This is a genomic window from Variovorax sp. Soil_C_12, assembly GCF_057657375.1.
The window spans coordinates 148,624-167,947 of record NZ_JBDGIO010000002.1; the positions used below are offsets into that span (position 1 = coordinate 148,624).

Below are 19,324 nucleotides of genomic sequence, written 5' to 3' on the forward strand. Positions count from 1 at the left end.
GACATGAAACCGCCCAAAGCCGCGCGCCTTCTCGCGCTTTCCGCCACCCTCGCCGCCCTGGCCGGTTGCCAGACGCTCGAGGTCAAGCAGCCCACCATCGACCAGACCAACGAGATCCGCAAGGGGCCCGAGGATCGGCCCCAGCGCTCGATCACCGGCTTCTCGCATGCGCTGCGCTGCATGGACACGCTGCTGCTCGACTACGGCGTGCGTGACATCACGATGCTGACCGAGGAAATCACCGACGAAACGAAGAAGCTGAACGCCGGCACGCGCGACATGCTGATCTCGTCGGTGTCGGACATGTCGCGTCGCAGCCGTGCGGTGCGCCTGGTCGCCTTCGGCAAGGACACGGCGAACGTCATCAGCTATCTCGCTTCGGCGCAGAACGCGGCGGCCTACCAGGCGATCCCGCTCTACGACATCAAGGGCTCCGTCTCGCAGTTCGACGAGAACCTGGTCAAGAACCAGAAGGACCTCGGCATCGGCTTCGCACCCTTCATCAACCTCGGCGCCGCCAAGGATGCGGGCTCCAGCATGCTGGCGCTCGACCTGAGCGTGCTGACCACCAGCGACATGGCGGTGCTCGCCGGCGTCACCTCGCGCAACTCCGTGATGATCCTGAAGCAGGGCAGCGGCATCGATGGCGACGCCGCGTACCACAAGTTCGGCATCAACTACAGCATGAACCTGGCGAAGGCCGAAGGCCAGACGCAGGCGCTGCGCGGACTGGTCGAGCTGGCGGCGGTCGAACTCATCGGCAAGCTCACCAAGACGCCCTACTGGAGCTGCCTGGGCGTGACCGACCCCAAAAAGAACGACGAAACGCGCCTCGAGATGTTCGACTGGTACCACGCGATGGCCTCGACCCGCATCGAGTTGATCGCCTACTTCCAGAACCAGCTGCGCCGGCGCGCGTTCTACGACGGCCCGATCGACGGCGAATTCAACCCGGCCATCGACGAGGCGATCGCGAACTACCGCGCCGCGCTGGGCCTGAGCCGCGAGGCCGTGCTCAACGAGGAGTTCTTCTACGCCTTCCTCGCCGCCGACCACACCAAGATCAAGCGCCCGGACCAGCCGGCACGCTACGTTGCGCCGAACACGGTGGCCGGGGCCCCCGCATCGATTCCGGTGGTGGCAAGCGCAGCATCCGCCTCGCCCGCGGCGGCAGCGGCGGCCGCATCAGCCGCGGCGCCGCTGAAGCTGTCGGTGACGGCACCCAGGCAGCAGACCCGATTCGCCCGCGGGGAGTCGATCAGCCTCTCCCTGGCACCCTCGCAGGACGCGCATGTCTATTGCTACCTGCAGGACGAGGAGTCCAAGGTCATCCGCTTCTTCCCGAACCGATTCGCCCGCGACTCGCGCATCGCTGCGGCCCAGCCGCTCACGCTGCCCGGCGCCATGCGCTTCCAGCTCACGATGAACACGAAGGGCGTGCCCGAGACCATCTCCTGCTTCGCAACGCAGCGCGACGTGATGGCTTCGCTGCCGCAGGCCCTGGTCGGCACCGACTTCGAGCCCTTGCCCGGCGCCACGCTCGAACTGATTCGCGGCGCCTTCCTCAAAGCCAGCGGCGGCACGCTCGCCCAGGAGAACTTCCGTGTCCAAGCCAAATGAATCCCTTCCTGGCCGTGCGAAGTGGCTCGGCATCCGCCTGGCCGCCGTGAGCGGGGTCGCCCTGGCCGCCGTGGTCGGTCTGCTGCAACTGCCCTTCGGCGCGACTGCAGGCGTCGCCACCGCCGCCGCTGCCACCGAGGACCGCGTCGGGAGCGGGCTCCCGCCAGCGCCCCCGCCCCCGGCCTCGACGCCGGTATCGAAGCACAAGGGACAGGGCACCTATCGGCTGCGCTGCTGGCAGTACGGCCGCCTGCTGTTCGACGAGGGGCCGGTCACCCTGGGCCCCGAGGCACGGCAAGGCGCGAAGCTGGTGGCGACCGACCGCAACGGCGGCTCGATGATCGTCACCGACTCCGGCTGGACCACCTGCCAGGCGCGCCCCTTCCCCCCGGAGCCCAACCTCGCGCTGCCGCGCTGAGGCCAGCGCCCGCGGCACCCAGGGAGCTGCACCATGAACTGGTTCACCCGTGTGTTCCCGGCACGGGGCTCGTTCCGGGCCGCCGCCCTGGCCGCCGGATCGGCCGCGGTACTTGCCGCGGCCCTGGCCGGGCCGGCCCAGGCAGCCACCGAGACCCGCAGCGTCGCCGACTTCGACCAGGTCGTGTTCGCCGTCGCCGGCGAAGTCAGCATCGAACAGGGCCCCAGCGAGACGCTGACGCTCGAAGCCGAGCCCGCAGTGCTGCGCAAGATCACGACCGAGATCCGCGACCGGCGCCTGCTCATCGGCCTGTCGCCCGGCCGGATCGAGACCCAGCAGCCGATCCGGATGAAGCTCGGCGTGCGGACGCTGCGCGCCTTCGAGTCGCGCACGGCCGGCGCGATCAGCATCGGCCCGCTGCGCAGTGACGCGCTCGCACTGGTGCTGGCGGGCGGCGGCTCGATCCGCCTCGATCGCCTGGACAACGCGCGCAGCCTCGACGTGCGCATCACCGGCGCCGGCGATGTCACCGTCGGAGGCGGCAAGGTCACGGCCCAGCAACTGGCCATCACCGGCATGGGCAGCTACACCGCGCCCAAGCTCGCCAGCGAACGCGCCGAGGTCGCGATCGACGGCAACGGCGAGGTGCGCCTGGCCGCCAGCAGCACGCTGGCCGTGCGCATCGGCGGCGTGGGCCACGTGCGCTACCACGGCGACCCGGCCGTGACGCGCTCCATCCGCGGCATCGGCACGATCGAGAAAGATTGAACCGCGCAGGCGGCGCGCGCAACCCATGGGCATCGAGAAATTCAACGCCACGCCCAAGGAGCCCGACATGACCCGCTACCTCAGCACCCTCGCCCTCGCCCTCGCCGCCGCCTTCCTCACCCCCCAGGTGAAGGCCGAGAAGGTGGTCATGTATCGCGAAGGCCAGCTCGTGAGCCCGCACGACGTGGCCGCCGTGCTCGGCAACGGCACACGTTCGATCCGCCTGCTCGACGATGCGCCCGCAGCGGCAACCCCGACCAAGTACGTCGCGGCAGCGGCGGTCGCCCTGGCGAAGACCTCGGCGCGTCCCCCGGCCCGCGCGCCTGCCGCGCCCGACGACGCGAACGGCGACGCCTCCGCGCTGTCCCTGCCGGTGCGCTTCGCCTTCGACTCCGCCGAAATCGTTCCGGCCGCACGGACCCAGCTCGACGCACTGGCCGAAGGCATCAAGCTGCTGGCGCCGAACAGCATCGTCACGGTCGAAGGCCACACCGATGCGACCGGCAGCGATGCCTACAACCTCGAGCTGTCGCGCAACCGCGCCCGCGCCGTGCGCGACTACCTGGTGCAGCGCCACGGCATCGACGCCGCGCGCCTGAAGACGGTCGGCTACGGCGAAGCCCGACTGGTCGAGCCCGCCGATCCCACCGCCGCCGTGAACCGCCGCGTGCAGTTCCGCGGCAGCTGAACGGGCGTTGCCGGGGCTGTGCCATCGCCCTGCCGCGCGTGCCGCGCCCTCCTCTTGTGCCGCCGCTGCGCAGCGCCGAGAATGGGACGCGACAGGCTCCCTCTCCCAGGGGGAGAAGGAGCAATACCCGAGGGGGCAAGACCAGCATGAGACTTCTCGAAGTCCAGGCATTCGGTGAGGTGAGTCGCCGCCGCCTGCTCCCCTTCCTCGGCCTCATGCCTGTTCTGTGGAGCGGGCTCTGCCAGGCCCAGGCCCAGCCGCAGGCCAAGGTCGAGGCCACCCGGCAACGCCGGATCGCACTCGTGATCGGCAACGGCCGATACCCCGAGATTCCGCTGAACAACCCCGAGCACGACGCCCGCCTGGTCGCGCAGACCTTGCGTTCCCTCGGCTTCGAGGTGGGCGAATACCTCAATCTCAATGCCCGCGACTTCAAGCGCGTGCTGCGGGAATTCGCGCGCCGCATGGACGACGACCAGGTCGCCTCGGTCTTCTACTACGCCGGCCACGGCGTCCAGATCGGCGGGCGCAACTACCTGCTGCCGGTCGACATCGCGCTGCGCGACGAGGCCGAGGTGCGCGACGAGGCCATCGACCTGCAGGAGGCGCTGCTCGCGCACGTCGACCGGGTGCGTCCACGCGCCCGCATCTTCATCATCGACGCCTGCCGCAACGACCCCTTCGCGGCGCGCGGGCGCTCGCGCAACGCCAACGGCCTGGCCGAGATGGCGGCGCCGGGTGCGCTCATTGCCTTCTCCGCGGCCCCGGGCGGGGTCGCCGAGGACGGCCCGATCGGCGGCAACAGCATCTACACGCGTCACCTCGCCACCGAGCTGCGCTCCATGGGCGTCGAAGTCGAGGACATGATGAAGGCGGTGCGCGTCAAGGTGCTGCGCGACACCGCCCAGCGCCAGATCCCCTGGGTCAACACCTCGATGGTCGTGAACTTCATGTTCAACCCCGGGGCAGCGCCGGCACTGGCCGGCCCCAAGCGCAATCTGCATCTGCTCGTGCAGGCGCAGCGCAGCCTGAACACCGATGCCCGCAACGCCTCGGCCTCGCTGGCGCTGCGGGTCTATGTGCTGCGCGATGCGAGCGGATTCGAGAAGGCGAGCTTCGACAGCCTCTACGACGACGACGAGGCGACCCTCGGCTCGAACGTGCTCGTGCGCGAGAGCCTGCACCTGCGCCCGGGCGAGGCGCGCGAGCTGGCCCTGGAGCTGAGCGGCGATGCGCGCGCCCTCGCCGTGTTCGGTGCGTTCCGGGAGATCGAGCGCTCGCAGTGGCGTGCCATCCTGCCCTTGCCCGTCGGGGCGCTGGCGCGCGTGCGCGTCGACGCGCAGGCGCGCCAGCTGCAGCTGGGGTGGGCCAAGTGAAGCGGCCCGTCGCCGCCCCCGCAGCGCCGGCTTCCGGCCAGGCGGAGAGCGTCGACGAGCCAGCCGCCGCACGGGCGCTGCGCGCCCAGGCGCTTCCCCTGGTCGCCTTGATGGCCGGCTTGCGGGACGCGACGCCCGCCGACCCCGCCGCGCTGCGCCGCACGCTGGCTGCGGCGGTGAATCGCTTCGAAGCGGATGCACGCGCGGCAGGCGTCGACGAGCCCACCGTCGCCGCCGCGAGCTACGTGCTGTGTGCCTGGGGCGACGAGCAGTTCGAGGCGGCGCCCTGGGGGGCGGAGGGCGCCGGACTGCTGCAGCGCTTTCACGGCGAGGCCAACGGCGGCGACAAGCTGCTGCGCCTGCTGGCGCGGCTGGCCGAGAAGCCGCGCGAGCACCGCGCGCTGCTCGAGCTCTTCCACACCTGCCTGAGCCTCGGGCTGCGCGCGCGCAGGGTGCTCGACAACCGCGACCACGAGAACCTGCGCTCGCGCGTGCATCTCGCGCTGCAGCAGGCGGCGCCGGCGCCGGCATTGGTGGCCCCCTGGCACTGCGCAGCGGCGGCCGCCAGCCCGCCGCGGGCGCCGCGCGTCGCGTTGCCCGCGGTCCTGCTGCTGGGCGTGCTGGCCCTGGGCATCTACAGCGCCAGCCAGCTGCAACTGGCGGCACGCGTCGACGGCGTGCTGGCCTCCTTGCAGAAGCTCGTGCCGGCCGGCACTGCCACCGCCGTGCCCGCGGCGGGCACGCCGGCGCCGCCGCGGCTCGCCTCGAACCTGCGCGAGGACATCGACGCCGGCCGCCTGTCGGTGCGCGACGAGGCGCTGCGCAGCGTGGTCGTCATCGGCGCCGACGCGCTGGGCGACGCCGCCGCCCCCCTGAAGCGCGTCGGCGCCGCGCTGGCCAGGCAGCCGGGCAAGGTGCTCGTCGTCGGCTACACCGACGGCAGCGATCCCCCGACGGCCCGAACGCCCTCGGCCTGGCACCAGGCGATGGAATGGGCGCGCGGCACCGCCGACCTCCTGCGGCCCCAGCTCGGCGATGCGCGCCTCGCGGTCGAGGCCCGCGTCGACGCCACGGGCGGCAAGCCGCTGCGCCGGGTCGAGATCGTCCTGTTCCCGGAATGAAGGCGCCCACCCGCGTCGCGCAAGGTGCCGTGAACCTCGGCGCGGCAGGCGCCCTGCTGTGGTTCGCGGCGCCGCTCCTCGCCGTCGGCTCCTGGCATCCCTTCGACGACGTGCGCGCCCGCGTCGCCTTGCTGGTGCTGGTCGCGCTGCTGCTGCTCGGCCTGCGCGGGCTGCGCCTGCTGCTGGCCCGGCGGCGCAACGAGCGCCTGCTGAAGAGCCTCGAGTCCGGCGATGCCGGCCCCGAGCTGAGCCAGCGTTTCCGCCAGGCGCTCGCGATGCTGCGGCAGGGCATCGAGGCCAAGGGCGCGCGGCGCTGGTGGCAGGGCCGGCGGCAGCTGCAGCAGCTGCCCTGGTACCTGATCATCGGTGCGCCCGGGGGCGGCAAGACCACGGCGCTGCTGCATTCGGGCCTGCGCTTTCCGCTCGCCGAGAAACTCGGGCGCGACCCGCTCGCGGGCGCCGGCGGCACGCGCCACTGCGACTGGTGGTTCAGCCAGGACGCCGTGTTCATCGACACGGCGGGCCGCTACACCACGCAGGACAGCGACGCATCGGCCGACGCCCGGGAATGGCAGCAGTTCCTCGCGCTGCTGCGCCGGCACCGGCCGGTGCAGCCGATCAACGGCGTGCTCGTCAGCGTCAGCGTGCCCGACCTGCTGCAGGGCGGCGCGGAGCTCGCGCGGCAGGCGGCTGCGGTCGCGGCGCGGCTGGACGAACTGCGCGGCGAGCTCGATCTCGCCTTTCCGGTCTATCTGCTGGTGACCAAGGCCGACCTGCTGGCCGGCTTCGTCGAAACCTTCGGCGACCTCGACGCTGCGCAGCGCGAGCAGCTCTGGGGCCTGGTGTTCGACCCCGATGCCGCCGGCATCCCGGCCGACCTCGGGCCGCGCCTGGCCGAGCTCGCGCAGCGCCTCGCGCAGCGCAGCCCCGAGCTGCTGCAGCGCGAGCACACGCCGCAGCGCCGCCTGCCGCTCTACACCTTCGCGGCCCAGTTCGAAGCCCTGCTCGCGCCGCTCGAAGGCTTCGTGCGCAAGGCCTTCGCCGGCATTGCCGCCGAACCGGCGCAGCGCCTGCGCTCGATCGCGCTGACCAGCGGCACGCAGGAGGGCAATCCGATCGACCGCGTGATCGGCGAGCTCGCGCGCAGCCACGGCCTGGCGCTGAAGCCGCTGGCGCGGCCCGATGCCGGCGGCAAGTCCTTCTTCCTGAGTTCGCTGCTCAAGCAGTTGGTGATCGCCGAAGCGCCGCTGGCGGGGCAGCGGCTGCAGCGGCTGCGCGTGCGCCGGCGCGCCGTGATGGCCGGCGCCGGCCTGGCCGGGGCCGCGCTGCTCGCCGCCTCCGCGCTGTGGTGGCAGAGCTACCGCCGCAACCTCGACTATGTCGACACCGTGCGCACGCGCGTCGAGCAGCTGACCCAGCGCATCGGCTCGCTGGAATCGGCCAAGCTCGAGCAGGTGCTGCCGCTCTATGCGCTGCTGGAGCGCCTGGCCGCGAACGACGGCATCGATCCGAACGAGCCGCCCGCCGGCTTCGGCTTCGGGCTGTTCCAGGGGCCGCGGCTGGCGCGCTCGGCGGAGCAGGCCTACCGCGAGATGCTCGATCGCAGTCTGGCGCCGCTGCTTGTCGAGCGCCTGCGCCGCGACCTGCGCGAGGCCGAGGACAGCGCCACGCGCTACGAGGCACTGCGCGCTTCATTGATGCTCGCCAGCCCGGAGCGGCTGGTCCGCGGCGAATTGCGGCCCTGGGCCGAGCAGACGCTGGTGCAGGCGGGCGGCGCCGGCGAACGCGCCGAATGGGCGCGCCATGTCGATGCCCTGCTGGAGCGCAGCGGGCTGCCCGAGGCGATGCGCTCCGACGATGCCGGGGTGCGCGCGGCGCGCAGCGCCCTCGCGGCGTTGCCGCTGGCGCAACGCGTGCACGAGCGCCTGCTGCGGCGCGTGGCCGACCCCGAGCCGCCGCAGGACCTGCCCACGCGCCTCGGTGCAGCCGGCCCGCTGATGTTCGCAGCGACCGGCGCCGGGCCGATGCCGGCGCATTCCAGCGCGGCCGACTGGCGGCGCAAGCTCTCGCCGGCGCTCGAGGCGACGCTCGACGAGCTCGCGAACGAGGCCGACTGGGTGCTCGGCGACACCGGCGGCGAAGTGCGGCGCCTGAAGAGCGACCGCACCTGGCGCGACGAGATCGGCACGCAGGTCGGCAAGCGCCATGCCCAGCGCGTGATCGCCGCCTGGTCGCGCCAGCTCGATGCCCTGGCGCTGGCGCCCGGCAGCGATGCGGAGGGCGCCTCGCGCCAGGCCACGGAACTCACCGCGCCCGATTCGCCGCTGCGCCGCTTGCTGACACGCCTGGCCGACGAGTTCAGCGCGACTGCCCAGGGCGGCAGCACGGCCGAGGCCGCCTTCGACACCGCGCTGCGCGCCCGCTTCGGCGAGCTCGGCGACTACGCGGCAGGCGCTGGGCCGCAGGCGCTCGACCGCCTTCACGCCCTGGCCACGGCCCGGCGCGGCGCTGCCGCCAATGCCGAGCTCGACGCAACCTTGCGCGCCGAGGCGGCCCGCGCGCCGGCCGCGCTGCGCAAGGTCTACACCGGCCTCGGGACCCTGATTCGCGCGCGCGGCGGCGCCAAGCCCGGTTTCGATGCCGCGCTGGCCGAGCTCGCGCAGACCTGCGGCACCTTGACGCGCGATCGCTTCCCCTTCGGCGCCGCCGCATCGCGCGACATGGCGCCCTCCGATTTCGCGCGCCTGTTCGGGCCCGGCGGGCTGTTCGACGAGTTCCGGCGCAACCAGCTGAGCGAACGCGTCGACACCTCGGGCCGGCCGTGGAAGGCGCGCAGCGCGCCCGCCGATGCGGGCATGCCGGGCGCCTTCGAGCGGGCGGCCGCGATCGGCGCCCTGTTCTTCCCGGCGGGGGCACCGATGCCCGAGCTCAAGCTGCGCCTCACGCCGCAGCGCATGGATGCCGCGCTGCTGCAGTTCAGCATCGATGTCGATGGCCAGCTGCTGCGCTTCGAAAACGGTCCGCCGCGCCCCAAGGAACTGGTCTGGCCGGGACCGGCTTCGACGCAGAAAGTGCTGATGCGCATCCTGCCGCCCGGCCCCGCGGGGGTCGGCGCCGAAGTGCATGAGGGCGCGTTCGCCTGGCTGCGCGTGCTGTTGCGCGGCGACTGGAAGGGCGAGCGCGGCGCGCCCGCGCGGCTGGCCTTCGCCGTCGACTCGCGCACCCTCGAGGTCGAGGCGAGCGCAGCCGGCGCGCCCGAGGCCGACATCTGGACCCTGCGGGAGCTGGCCAGCTTCCGTTGCCCGCAAGGAACATGGTGAAGCTGCCGTCGCGTCGCGTGTGCTGGTACGGCAAGCTCCCTGCGCGCGGAGACTTCGTCGGTAAAGGCCTGCCGCCGCGCTGGCGCAGCGACTGGGATGGCTGGCTGCAGCGCGGCCTCGCCCTCGCCGCCGCCACGCTGGACGGCGCCGCGCTGCGCGAACGGCTTCGCGAATTCGCGCCGTGGCGCTATGTGGCGCTGCCGGCGCCCGGCGAGATCTGGTGCGGGATCATGGTGGCCTCGCACGACCGCGTGGGGCGTGCCTTTCCGCTGACGCTGGCTGAACGCTTGGCGGTGCCGGCCTTACCGGGCGAGAGCGCTGAACGGCTCGCATCGCTGCTGGGCGCGGCAGCCGAAGGACCCGAAGCGCTGGAGGCGGCGATCGCCGCCCTGCCGCCGCATTCCGCGCAGGACTTCCAGCCCGCCGAGGCCTGGCCGCCGCAGCCGGCGAGCCTCTGGTGGAGGCTAGCCGCTGCGCAGGATGTGGTGCCTCGGCTGGCGGCCTGGCCGCCGGAGCCGGTGTTGTTGCTGGAGCTGCTGGATATTCAACCTACTTGCGGCAGTTGACTGCTGTGAATGGGCGGCGCCGCCAGGACGGCCCGACGACGCCCATCTGGATGTGGAGCACCGTTCCATCGACTTCCTCCTTCCACCAGCCGCGCGCGTACCCCACCAGCTTCTCGTTGACCTCGGCGAGTATGAGATCGGAACGCGACTTGGAGCATGGGCTTTGGCGGGACTATCACAACGCGTCCTGGAATGAACCGCAGGCATGCCACTGAACTGATGGCGAAGGTGCCGCACCTCGAGGCGCGACCCGGTGGGCCACTGGCCCGGGGTCGCGTTCTGCGCAAGAAGCGCATAGGATGCGAGCCGCTTTCCATCTGATGGGGGTGAGTCATGCTGCCAACGGATTTCCAGCCGGTGTCGAATCGCGCCGCGATGCGTCGCCAATTCCTGCGCGGCGCGGGCGCCGCCGTCGCGAGTGCCGTCGTGATACCGCGATGGGCGAGCGCGCAATCGGGCTCGGCCTCGGCCAGCGCGCCCATCGGCCCGCCCAGCACCGTCACGCAGCCTCCCCGCGACTTCAGTCGCCGCGGCGCGCCCACCACCTACTTCACCGACCCTGACGTGCTCACGGTCGACCCGGCCTTCGACGGCCTGCGCCAGCCTAACGCGCCGATCCAGCGGCTGTGGACGGGCGCGCTGTGGTCCGAAGGGCCCGCGTGGAGCTCGGTCGGCCGCTTCCTCGTGTGGAGCGACATTCCGAACAACCGGCAACTTCGCTGGAGCGAGGACGACGGGCACGTGAGCGAGTTCCGCGTGCCTTCGAACAACAGCAATGGCAATACTTTCGACTACCAGGGCCGGCAGCTCTCGTGCGAGCACCTCACGCGGCGCGTCGTACGCTACGAGCTCGACGGCTCGACAACCGTGCTGGCGTCGAACTTCAACGGCAAGCGGCTCAACTCACCGAACGACGTGGTGCCGCATCCGGACGGCAGCTACTGGTTCACCGACCCGCCCTATGGCGCGCAGCTCTACGAAGGCACGGTCGACGTGCCCGGCGGTCCCGCGAACGGCAGGGCGATTGAATCCCAAGCTGGGACAGCCGCCCGAGATCGGCAGCTACCAGCGCGAGTTGCCGACGGCGGTGTACCGCCTCGACAAGAGCGGCGCGCTCACCCAAGTGGCCGGCGAAGACCTCGTGCCCGACCCCAACGGCCTGTGCTTCTCGCCCGACTTCAAGAAGCTCTACATCGTCAGCACCGGCCAGGGCCCGGGCGACACGATCGCGGGCGGCAAGGGCGACATGTACGTGTTTGACGTCGGGCCGAACAACACGCTGAGCAATGGCAAGCTGTTCAACAACTTCATGATCGACGGCGTGAAGTGCGGCCCCGACGGCGTGCGCTCGGACGTCGACGGCAACCTCTGGTGCTCCAGCAATGCGGGGCGCCGCGTCGGCTACAGCGGCGTGACGGTATGGACACCCGGCGGCAAGCTCATCGGGCGCATCCGCCTGCCGGAGGTCTGCGGCAACGTCTGCTTCGGCGGACCGAAGCGCAACCGGCTCTTCATGGCCGCGAGCCAGTCGCTCTACGCCGTGTACACGGCCACGCAAGGCGCGGCACCCGGCTAGGCGTGCGCCGGGTCATCGCGCGCGCACGGTCTCGGCGCGCGCAGGCCTCGAACTCCCGCCTGAGACCTGACCTGAGGACCTTACTTCTTGCGCCCCTGACCGGCGCGGAGGAGGGTTGCTCGGCCGGTGCTCATACGATCCCCGCTGGTCAAAGCGGTTGGGTGACCGATCGCCTTGAATCCCCACGCCGACGCAGCAGATACCAGGCGGCCGGCACCACGAGCATGCTGAGCAGCGGTGCGGTCACCATGCCACCCACCATCGGGGCGGCGATTCGGGTCATGACTTCTGAGCCGGTGCCACTGCCCCACATGATGGGCAGCAGGCCCGCCATCACAACGGCGACCGTCATGGCCTTGGGTCGCACGCGCAGCACGGCGCCCTCGCGGATCGCGGCGAGCAGGGTCTCGTCGTTCATCGGCTCGCCGGCCTTGAGGCGCCGAGCGAGCGCGTTCTTCAGATAGACCAGCATCACCACGCCGAATTCGGCTGCGACACCCGCCAGCGCGATGAAGCCCACCGCGGTTGCCACCGAGATCGAGTGGCCGAGCGCCCATACGAGCCAGAAGCCGCCAATGAGCGAGAACGGCACGGCTGCCATCACGAGGGCTGCGTCGCTGGAAGACCTGAAGAGCAAGTAGAGCAGCACGATGATGACAGCCAGGGTGCCAGGCACCACCAGCTTCAACCGTTCGGAGGCGCGCTCCAGGTACTCGAACTGGCCAGACCATGACACCGCGTAGCCGGCCGGCGTCTTCACGGACTTCGCCACCGCGGCCTGCATATCATTGACTGCGGAGCGAAGGTCACGGCCGCGCACGTCGACATACACCCAGCCTGATAGGCGCGCGTTCTCGCTGCGCAGCATCGGCGGACCGTCCTCGATGCTGATCTTCGCGACATCCTGAAGGAGCAGCGTGGCGCCCTTGTCGGTCACGAAGGGCAACTCTCGCAGGCGCTGCAGCGAGTCCCGGAACTCGCGCGGGTAGCGCACGTTGATCGGGTAGCGCTCACGCCCCTGAATGACTTCGCCGACGTTGTCCCCTCCGATCGCCGTGGACACCACCGCCTGCACATCCGCTACCGAGAGCCCGTAGCGTGCTGCTGCCAGGCGGTCGACATCGACATCGATGTAGCGCCCGCCGGTCAGCCTCTCCGCAAGCGCCGACGACACGCCGGGCACGTTCCTGACGGCCGCTTCGATCTGTGTGGTCAGTGCATCGATGGTGGCGAGTTCCGCGCCGGCCACCTTGATGCCCACCGGGCTCTTGATGCCCGTGGCCAGCATGTCGATGCGATTGCGGATCGGTGGCACCCACACGTTGTTCAAGCCCGGCACCTTCACGGCACGGTCCAGCTCCTCCACAAGCTTGTCCGGCGTCATGCCGGTGCGCCATTGATCGCGTGGCTTGAACTGGATGGTGGTCTCGAACATCTCCAACGGCGCCGGGTCTGTCGCCGTGTCCGCCCGGCCGGCCTTGCCGAAAACGCGCGCCACCTCCGGCACCGTCTTGATCATGCGATCGGTCTGCTGCAGGAGCTCGGAGGCCTTCGACACCGACAGGCCTGGAAGGGCCGAGGGCATGTAGAGCAGGTCACCTTCGTCCAGCGGCGGCATGAACTCGCCGCCCAGCCTCATCAGCGGCACCACGGTCAGCGCCAGCAGCAGGCCCGCAACGACCAGTGTTTCCTTGGGAAAGCGCAGGACCAGCTCCAGCGCAGGCCGGTAGAGGGCCATCAGGAAACGATTCACCGGATTGGCTGCTTCGTGCGGAATGCGGCCGCGGATCAGGTAGCCCATCAGCACGGGGATCAGCGTCACCGAGAGGCCTGCCGCCGCCGCCATGGCGTAGGTCTTGGTGAACGCCAGGGGCGAGAACAGCCGGCCTTCCTGGGCCTCCAGCGAGAACACCGGCACGAAGGACAAGGTGATCACCAAGAGCGAGAAGAACAACGCCGGACCGACCTCGGACGAGGCCTCGGTGACAAGCTGCCATCGCTCCGGAATGCTCGGCTGGCGGCCTTGCTGCGTCTCGAAGGCCTCGATGTGCTTGTGCGCGTTTTCGACCATCACGATCGCGCCGTCGACCATGGCGCCGATCGCGATGGCGATGCCGCCGAGCGACATGATGTTCGCGTTGACGCCCTGCCAGTGCATGACGACGAATGCGGCCAGGACCCCGATCGGCAGCGCCACGACGGCCACGAGCGCCGAGCGCAGGTGAAACAGGAAGACTGCGCACACCAGCGCCACGACCAGAAATTCCTCCACGAGCTTGAAACGCAGGTTGTCGACCGCCCGATCGATCAGGAGCGAGCGGTCGTAGGTCGACACGATCTCGACGCCGGCGGGCAAGCTGGCTTTCAGTGTTTCGAGCTTGGTCTTGACCGCCTCGATGGTCGCGTGGGCGTTCTTGCCGGAGCGCATGACCACCACGCCGCCGGCCACTTCCCCTTCGCCGTCGAGCTCTGCAATGCCGCGACGCATCTCGGGACCGATCTGGATGGTTGCCACATCGCGCAGCAACACCGGCGTCGCGCCCGACACCGAAAGAGGGATGATGCGGAAGTCCTCCAGCGACTGCAGGTAGCCGCGCGAGCGGACCATGTATTCGGCTTCGGCAAGGGCCACCACGGACCCGCCGGCGGCCTGGTTGGCCTTGTTCAACGCCTCGACCACGACAGCCTGGGAAACGCCCAGCGCACGCATGCGATCAGGATCGAGCACGACCTGATACTGGCGCACCATCCCGCCGACGCTGGCGACCTCGGCAACGTCAGGAACAGTCTTCAGCTCGAACCTGAGGAACCAGTCGTTCAGCGCGCGCAGTTGACCGAGATCCCGCCCGCCCGTGCGGTCGACCAGCGCGTACTCGTAGACCCAGCCGACGCCGGTGGCATCCGGTCCCAGCGAGGCGCTCGCACCGGCGGGAAGCCGGCTCTGCACCTGGTTGAGATATTCGACGACGCGCGAGCGCGCCCAGTAGGCATCTGCCTTGTCGTCGAACAGCACGTAGACGAACGAGTCGCCGAAGAAGGAGTAACCACGAACGGTCTTCGCGCCCGGCACGCTGAGCATCGTCGTGGTCAATGGGTAGGTGACCAGGTCCTCGACCACCTGGGGCGCCTTGCCGGGGAACGGCGTGCGGATGATGACCTGCGTGTCCGACAGGTCCGGCAGCGCATCGAGCGGCGTCCGCAGGACCGACCAGATGCCGCCAGCGATCAGCAGCGAGGTCGCGAGCAGAACCAGGAAGCGGTTGCCGATCGACCAGCGGATGAGGGCGGCGATCATTTTTTGGCTGCCTGTTGCACGCGCTGCACAGAGAGCAGCTCGTAGCCCATGGGGCCGCCTTCCTTGAACTCGAAGCGGATCGGGTCCCCCGGCCTGATGTCGGGGAAGGCGTCCGGCGTCGGCTTGGAAAACCCCATCGTCATGGCCGGCCACCTGAGGGACGCAACCGGCCCGTGGGAGATCGTGAGGCCGTCGCGCTCGACCCTTTCCACCTTGCCTTCCGCGCGATGCGATGAGGCTGGTGTCGGCGCCCCTGCCGGCCCCGGCCCGGTCGAGGCGGCCACCGCGGCAGGAGCCATGCTGCCCAGCACCGATCGCAGTCGAGCTTCCGAGTCGATCAGGAACTGGCCGCTCGCGACAACCTGCTCGCCCTCGGTCAGTCCCTGGAGGATCTCGAGCTCATCCCCCAGGTCCGCGCCCAGCGTCACGTCTCGTGGCTCGAAAGTGCCGTTGTCCTTGCGCACGATGACGACGGCGCGCTTCCCCGTGCGGATGACGGCCTCGGAGGCCACCACCAGGCGCGTGCTCTTTGGGCCGGCGACCTGCAAGCGCAACAGCATGCCGGGGGTGAGCTTGCTCTGCACGTTGTCGACCTCGAAACGGGCCTTGAGGGTGCGGGTGGACGTGCTGACCTCCGGCAGGATTTCCTTCAGTTCGCCTTCGAATGACTGGGAAGCATCGGCCTGCAGGACGACCTTGACCTTCTGGCCACGCGTGAGGTGCACCGCCTGCGCCTCGGGGACCTCGGCCACGGCCCAGACCTTCTCGAGGCCGGCGATACGGAAGAGCGTCATGCCGGGCGTAATGGCGACGCCTTCGCGCGCGCCCAGTTCGGCGATCACCCCGCTGGCTGGCGCGCTCAGCACGAAGCGCGCTTGCGCGCTACCGGATTTCTCGCTCTGGCGGATGAGCTCGGCTGGGATGGACATGGCCCGCATGCGCTCGCGCGCGGCTGCGATGAGGTCCGGCTGGGCCCCCGCGCGTTGGAGTGCAAGCCACTCGTTCTGGGGACCCAGCCACTCCGGCGCGAAGATCGTGGCCAGGGCTTGGCCTTTGCGCACCCGCTCCATCGGCGCGCGCACCGAGAGCCGTTCGACATAGCCTGCGACACGGGTCTGAACCGCCACGTTGAGGCGCTCGTCGAACTGCACCGCGCCGATGGCGTCGAACGACGAAGAGATCTCGGCGCGCCGCACTGTCGCGTATCGAATACCGAGGTTCTGCTGCACACCGGGACTGATTTTCACGCCGCTGGCGCCAGCGCTGGGATCGCTGTCGGCGTACACGGGAACCAGCTGCATGTCCATGAAGGGGGACTTGCCGGGCTTGTCGAAGCGAGGGCCCGGGACCATCGGGTCGTGCCAGTAGAGGACCTTGCGGCCGTCCGTGCTGGCCGGCGCCGACGAAGGCGCCATGGGACTCCCGGACACCCGGCCCGTCGTGCGGCCGACGTAGAAGGCACCGCCCGCGATCAGCAGCGCAGCGAGCACCGAAAGTGCTGTCAGATGACCTGTCTTCATGGTGTCACCTCTGCGGAAAGCGGCCGGAAGGCAAGTCGCGCCTGGGCCTTGGCCAGGTCGCGCTGGAGCGTCAGAAGCTTGCGCTGTACTTCGACTTCGGCGTGTCTTGCCTCGAAGAGGGTCAACAGGCTTGCCTGGTTGGAGCGGTAGGCCGCTGTGGCGGCCATCGTTCTTTGACCGGCCGGAACGAGCACGCCGGCGCGAAAGCGCTCGATGCGTTGCTGCAAGCGTTGGGCATCGCTGTCGAGGGTCCGGTACTCGGCTGCGGCGGCGCGCATCGCCTCGGCCAAGTCGGCTTCCGCCTTGTCGACCAAGGCCAGTTTCGCGGCGGTTTCCCGGTCCTGACGCTCGCCTGCCGCGATGGGCAGAGGGATGCTCACACCGAAGGAGACCATGTCCGAATAACCGGTGCGCTGGCCGTAGGCGAGCTCCCAAGTCCAGTTCGGTGCGCGCTCGGTGCCGGTTACCGCCGCTGCCCGCTTCGCCAGCTCGAGGTCTCGCCGCATCGCTGCCACGGAAGGATGGCCCGCAACGTAGGCCTCCTCAGTCGGAAGCGGCGCGTCCGGCACCGGCGCCAGATCGTCGGGCATCACGCCGACCCAGCGCTGGAGCCAGAGCCTGGCGGCGATTTGCTGTTGCCGAACCTCGGCAGATTCGTCCTCCGAACTGCCCCTGGCGCCGGTGAGGGAAAGCACTTCCCGGCTGCTGCCGGCTGCGGATGCGAGCCGAGCGCGTGCGGCTTCGAGCTCCTCATGGGCGTGGTGCTCCATCAGGGTGGTGAGCTTGAGCATCTCGCCGGCGTAGAGGGCATCGAGGTAGGCCAGCGCGGTCTGCAGGCGGGTGTCAGCGATGGCCACCCGTGCTTGCGCCGCTTCCCGTTCGATCGCCGCTTCTGCCGCAGCCTGTCGCGCAGCGCGTTTGGCTGGCGACACCCACTCCTGGCTGATGCCGATGCGCTTCATGGTCATCGAGTCGCGCGTGGTGCTGAAGCGGTCGGCGCCGGTGACCGGCAGGTTGTCGACGCCGACCCGCAGCACCGGATCCGGGAGCTGGCCGGCCGCTCGGGATGCCTCGGTGGCACTCAGCACACCGGAGCGGCCCGCGCGAGCGGCTTCGGAGCGCTGGACAGCGAGCTGCAGGGCAGACTCAAGGGACAGGGGGGCGGCTTCTACCAGGTAGGGCAGCATGGCGGCGGCGAACGCGGCCGCGCGCAGCAGGGGGATGGACATGGATTCTCCGAAGACGAACGAAGCGTTCGCCGGCAAGCGGCCAAGCCGCGCCAGCGCCGGTCAGTGGTCGACGGAGATTTCAGACTCGAAGTCTGCGCGTTTCGAGATAAACGGGATCGGGCGGGGGCCGCTCGTCGGGATGCACCCGCGGGCGCAGGAGCTTGCCTTCGGAAGCAAGGACCGACGGCACCACCAAGACATGCAGTACGGCGGGAAGCGTTGGAGCCCCCACCTTGACCGGCTCGAACGACAGCGACATGTCGGCCGAATGCTGATGGCACAGCACCGGTTGCGCGGCGTCCATGCCTTCGCAGGGCTCACCCGCCGCCATAGCCTCGGCCATCGCTGCGACATCGGACATGCCGGGGCAGACATAGCTGGCCAACGCCAGCTGCGAGAACAGCAGCGAAATCACGAGCAAAACAGCCGTGATACAGCGGTGGGCAAAACAAGGGCGGGCCATGTACGCCTGCAGTGTACGCGCCGCACTGGTCCTTCGCCGCTTCAGGATACGGGCCAATCCTCGGATCTGTGGGGCAAACGAACTCCAAAGAACAAGCATTCAGTTGCGCCTGGCGTCACTAATTAATGGCTGCGCTGCCGTGCCTCTAGCACCCGGCGATATGCGGCGAGGTAGTTCGCCATCATCCGTGCTGCCGAGTACTTCAGTGCGTTTTCCAAGCCCAGGGTGCGCATCTCCCCGAGTCGCCCAGCGGCCTGCTCGATGGTTTCAGCCATGGCTTCAGGGTTGCGGGGATCCAAGTAGCATGCGCCGGGGCCGCCGATCTCATTCATTGGCGCCAGGTCGGACGTAAATACCGGGCAGCCGCAGGCCTGGGCCTCGATCACCGGCCAGCCAAACCCTTCCTGCAGAGAAGGAAACAGCAGGGCCGTGGCCCTGGCGTAGAGCGCGCGCAGCTGCTCGTGTGAGACATCCTGCAAAGTTCTGATCCGATCAGCAAAGCCATGTTGGAATGCCAGGGCGGTTAGATCCGGATCCAGCGTTGGCCCTACCAGAATCAAGTGTCGCACGAGAGCGGGGAAACCAGTTTTGGCAGCGCGCCGTTGAAGCGCGATGAACGTTTCGACGACCGCCCTGCGATTCTTGCGAGGCAAATCCAAGCCGACGTGGATCAGGTACGTGTCTTGAGCACCCACTCCGAATCGTCCGATCAGCTCTTGGGCTTCTTGTGGGTGTACAAGTGAGAAGCTGTCGTTCAGACCGTTCAGCACGGTCGTCACCCGGCGCTCATCCACCAATTGCAGATCGGCCAGATGGCGTGCAGTTGTGTGCGAAACACAGGCGATCAGATCGGCCTTCGCAAGCCCCGACGCGATGAGGCGCTGGAATATGCGACCGCTCCATCCGACATTCCACCCCTCGACCATGCCTCTCGCGGCCTGCACCGCTATGACGTCGTGGCAGGTGATGATCGTCGGCCTTCTGTTGACCCAGCGCACGTACATGCTGTTGGAGTGATCGCAGATATGCACCACGTCCGCCCAACGTGCTTGCACAGCAAGGCTGGGAATGAACAAGATGAATTTGTCGATGTAGCCGAGCCACTTCCACAAGCGAGAGGTGCGCGGCAAGCGCTGGACCCGTTGCGGCGGAGTGATGACACGCAGTTCGCAACCAAGGTGGGGCAACTCGCGCTCGAGAGCGCGCTGGAACGCTCGCATGCTGGCCTGGTTGTCCGGACCATAGTTGCCTACCAGCAGGATCTTTGTCGATCGATGGTGCTCATCGAGAGAAGGTGCCGAGCTCACGCTGCTTCGAGGTTCGTGACCCAAGAGGTCGCGGACTCGTTGGTCTGTTGCTGTCAT

Annotated in this window: 14 protein-coding genes and 1 pseudogene; 10 read left to right on the forward strand and 5 right to left on the reverse strand. The window is 69.5% G+C overall.

Features of this window, described 5'->3' with window-relative positions:
• The first annotated feature begins 3 nt into the window (after positions 1 to 3).
• The 10 genes and pseudogenes from AC3A6X_RS05655 to AC3A6X_RS05700 all read left to right on the forward strand — a co-directional run bounded on the left by AC3A6X_RS05655 (position 4) and on the right by AC3A6X_RS05700 (position 11,453).
• The gene (locus tag AC3A6X_RS05655; protein ID WP_487841238.1) at positions 4 to 1,620 is read left to right on the forward strand and encodes a DUF4384 domain-containing protein; all 1,617 of its coding nucleotides are present in this window, start codon (positions 4 to 6) and stop codon (positions 1,618 to 1,620) included.
• Entirely contained in the window at positions 1,604 to 2,038 is a 435-nt protein-coding gene (locus AC3A6X_RS05660; protein WP_487841239.1) for a hypothetical protein, read from the forward strand. The genes AC3A6X_RS05655 and AC3A6X_RS05660 overlap by 17 nt, the downstream gene beginning before the upstream one ends.
• 33 nt (positions 2,039 to 2,071) lie before the next feature.
• A complete protein-coding gene (locus AC3A6X_RS05665; protein WP_487841240.1) occupies positions 2,072 to 2,806 on the forward strand; it encodes a head GIN domain-containing protein in 735 nt (244 codons plus the stop codon).
• 25 nt (positions 2,807 to 2,831) lie between these two features.
• Positions 2,832 to 3,494 (forward strand): OmpA family protein, encoded by a 663-nt coding sequence (locus AC3A6X_RS05670; protein ID WP_487841241.1) that lies wholly within the window; start codon positions 2,832 to 2,834, stop codon positions 3,492 to 3,494.
• 146 nt (positions 3,495 to 3,640) lie between these two features.
• Complete coding sequence (gene tssJ, locus AC3A6X_RS05675) at positions 3,641 to 4,870, forward strand: type VI secretion system lipoprotein TssJ (protein ID WP_487841242.1); 1,230 nt, start codon at positions 3,641 to 3,643, stop codon at positions 4,868 to 4,870.
• Complete coding sequence (locus tag AC3A6X_RS05680) at positions 4,867 to 5,991, forward strand: DotU/TssL family secretion system protein (protein ID WP_487841243.1); 1,125 nt, start codon at positions 4,867 to 4,869, stop codon at positions 5,989 to 5,991. The genes tssJ and AC3A6X_RS05680 overlap by 4 nt, the downstream gene beginning before the upstream one ends.
• Positions 5,988 to 9,311, forward strand: coding sequence for a type VI secretion system membrane subunit TssM (tssM, locus tag AC3A6X_RS05685; RefSeq protein WP_487841244.1), 3,324 nt, complete (start codon positions 5,988 to 5,990; stop codon positions 9,309 to 9,311). Before AC3A6X_RS05680 ends, tssM begins: the two co-directional genes overlap by 4 nt.
• Positions 9,305 to 9,877 (forward strand): type VI secretion system-associated protein TagF, encoded by a 573-nt coding sequence (gene tagF / locus AC3A6X_RS05690; RefSeq protein ID WP_487841245.1) that lies wholly within the window; start codon positions 9,305 to 9,307, stop codon positions 9,875 to 9,877. The genes tssM and tagF overlap by 7 nt, the downstream gene beginning before the upstream one ends.
• Before the next feature lie 375 nt (positions 9,878 to 10,252).
• Positions 10,253 to 10,783 (forward strand): annotated as a pseudogene (locus AC3A6X_RS05695) (SMP-30/gluconolactonase/LRE family protein); the annotation flags it as partial.
• A gap of 118 nt (positions 10,784 to 10,901) precedes the next feature.
• Positions 10,902 to 11,453, forward strand: a complete 552-nt coding sequence (locus AC3A6X_RS05700) for an SMP-30/gluconolactonase/LRE family protein (protein WP_487841246.1) — start codon at positions 10,902 to 10,904, stop codon at positions 11,451 to 11,453.
• 148 nt (positions 11,454 to 11,601) lie between these two features.
• On the opposite strand, the gene AC3A6X_RS05705 is transcribed toward AC3A6X_RS05700, so the two are convergent.
• From AC3A6X_RS05705 to AC3A6X_RS05725, 5 genes are all read right to left on the reverse strand, one after another.
• Positions 11,602 to 14,748 (reverse strand): efflux RND transporter permease subunit, encoded by a 3,147-nt coding sequence (locus AC3A6X_RS05705; RefSeq protein ID WP_487841247.1) that lies wholly within the window; start codon positions 14,746 to 14,748, stop codon positions 11,602 to 11,604.
• Complete coding sequence (locus AC3A6X_RS05710; RefSeq protein WP_487841248.1) at positions 14,745 to 16,268, reverse strand: efflux RND transporter periplasmic adaptor subunit; 1,524 nt, start codon at positions 16,266 to 16,268, stop codon at positions 14,745 to 14,747. The genes AC3A6X_RS05705 and AC3A6X_RS05710 overlap by 4 nt, the downstream gene beginning before the upstream one ends.
• Positions 16,265 to 17,497, reverse strand: a complete 1,233-nt coding sequence (locus tag AC3A6X_RS05715; RefSeq protein ID WP_487841249.1) for a TolC family protein — start codon at positions 17,495 to 17,497, stop codon at positions 16,265 to 16,267. Before AC3A6X_RS05715 ends, AC3A6X_RS05710 begins: the two co-directional genes overlap by 4 nt.
• Positions 17,498 to 17,576: 79 nt before the next feature.
• Complete coding sequence (locus AC3A6X_RS05720) at positions 17,577 to 18,059, reverse strand: hypothetical protein (RefSeq protein WP_487841250.1); 483 nt, start codon at positions 18,057 to 18,059, stop codon at positions 17,577 to 17,579.
• A 23-nt stretch (positions 18,060 to 18,082) separates the two neighbouring features.
• Positions 18,083 to 19,324 (reverse strand): glycosyltransferase family 4 protein, encoded by a 1,242-nt coding sequence (locus tag AC3A6X_RS05725; RefSeq protein ID WP_487841251.1) that lies wholly within the window; start codon positions 19,322 to 19,324, stop codon positions 18,083 to 18,085.

Excerpts from the sequence above, each read along its gene's own strand:
- AC3A6X_RS05655 (WP_487841238.1), top strand. The coding sequence starts at position 4 with ATGAAACCGCCCAAAGCCGCGCGCCTTCTCGCGCTTTCCGCCACCCTC.
- AC3A6X_RS05665 (WP_487841240.1), top strand. The coding sequence starts at position 2,072 with ATGAACTGGTTCACCCGTGTGTTCCCGGCACGGGGCTCGTTCCGGGCC.
- AC3A6X_RS05670 (WP_487841241.1), top strand. The coding sequence starts at position 2,832 with ATGGGCATCGAGAAATTCAACGCCACGCCCAAGGAGCCCGACATGACC.
- tssJ (WP_487841242.1), top strand. The coding sequence starts at position 3,641 with ATGAGACTTCTCGAAGTCCAGGCATTCGGTGAGGTGAGTCGCCGCCGC.
- tssM (WP_487841244.1), top strand. The coding sequence starts at position 5,988 with ATGAAGGCGCCCACCCGCGTCGCGCAAGGTGCCGTGAACCTCGGCGCG.
- tagF (WP_487841245.1), top strand. The coding sequence starts at position 9,305 with ATGGTGAAGCTGCCGTCGCGTCGCGTGTGCTGGTACGGCAAGCTCCCT.
- AC3A6X_RS05705 (WP_487841247.1), bottom strand. The coding sequence starts at position 14,748 with ATGATCGCCGCCCTCATCCGCTGGTCGATCGGCAACCGCTTCCTGGTT.
- AC3A6X_RS05710 (WP_487841248.1), bottom strand. The coding sequence starts at position 16,268 with ATGAAGACAGGTCATCTGACAGCACTTTCGGTGCTCGCTGCGCTGCTG.
- AC3A6X_RS05715 (WP_487841249.1), bottom strand. The coding sequence starts at position 17,497 with ATGTCCATCCCCCTGCTGCGCGCGGCCGCGTTCGCCGCCGCCATGCTG.
- AC3A6X_RS05720 (WP_487841250.1), bottom strand. The coding sequence starts at position 18,059 with ATGCTTGTTCTTTGGAGTTCGTTTGCCCCACAGATCCGAGGATTGGCC.
- AC3A6X_RS05725 (WP_487841251.1), bottom strand. The coding sequence starts at position 19,324 with ATGACAGCAACAGACCAACGAGTCCGCGACCTCTTGGGTCACGAACCT.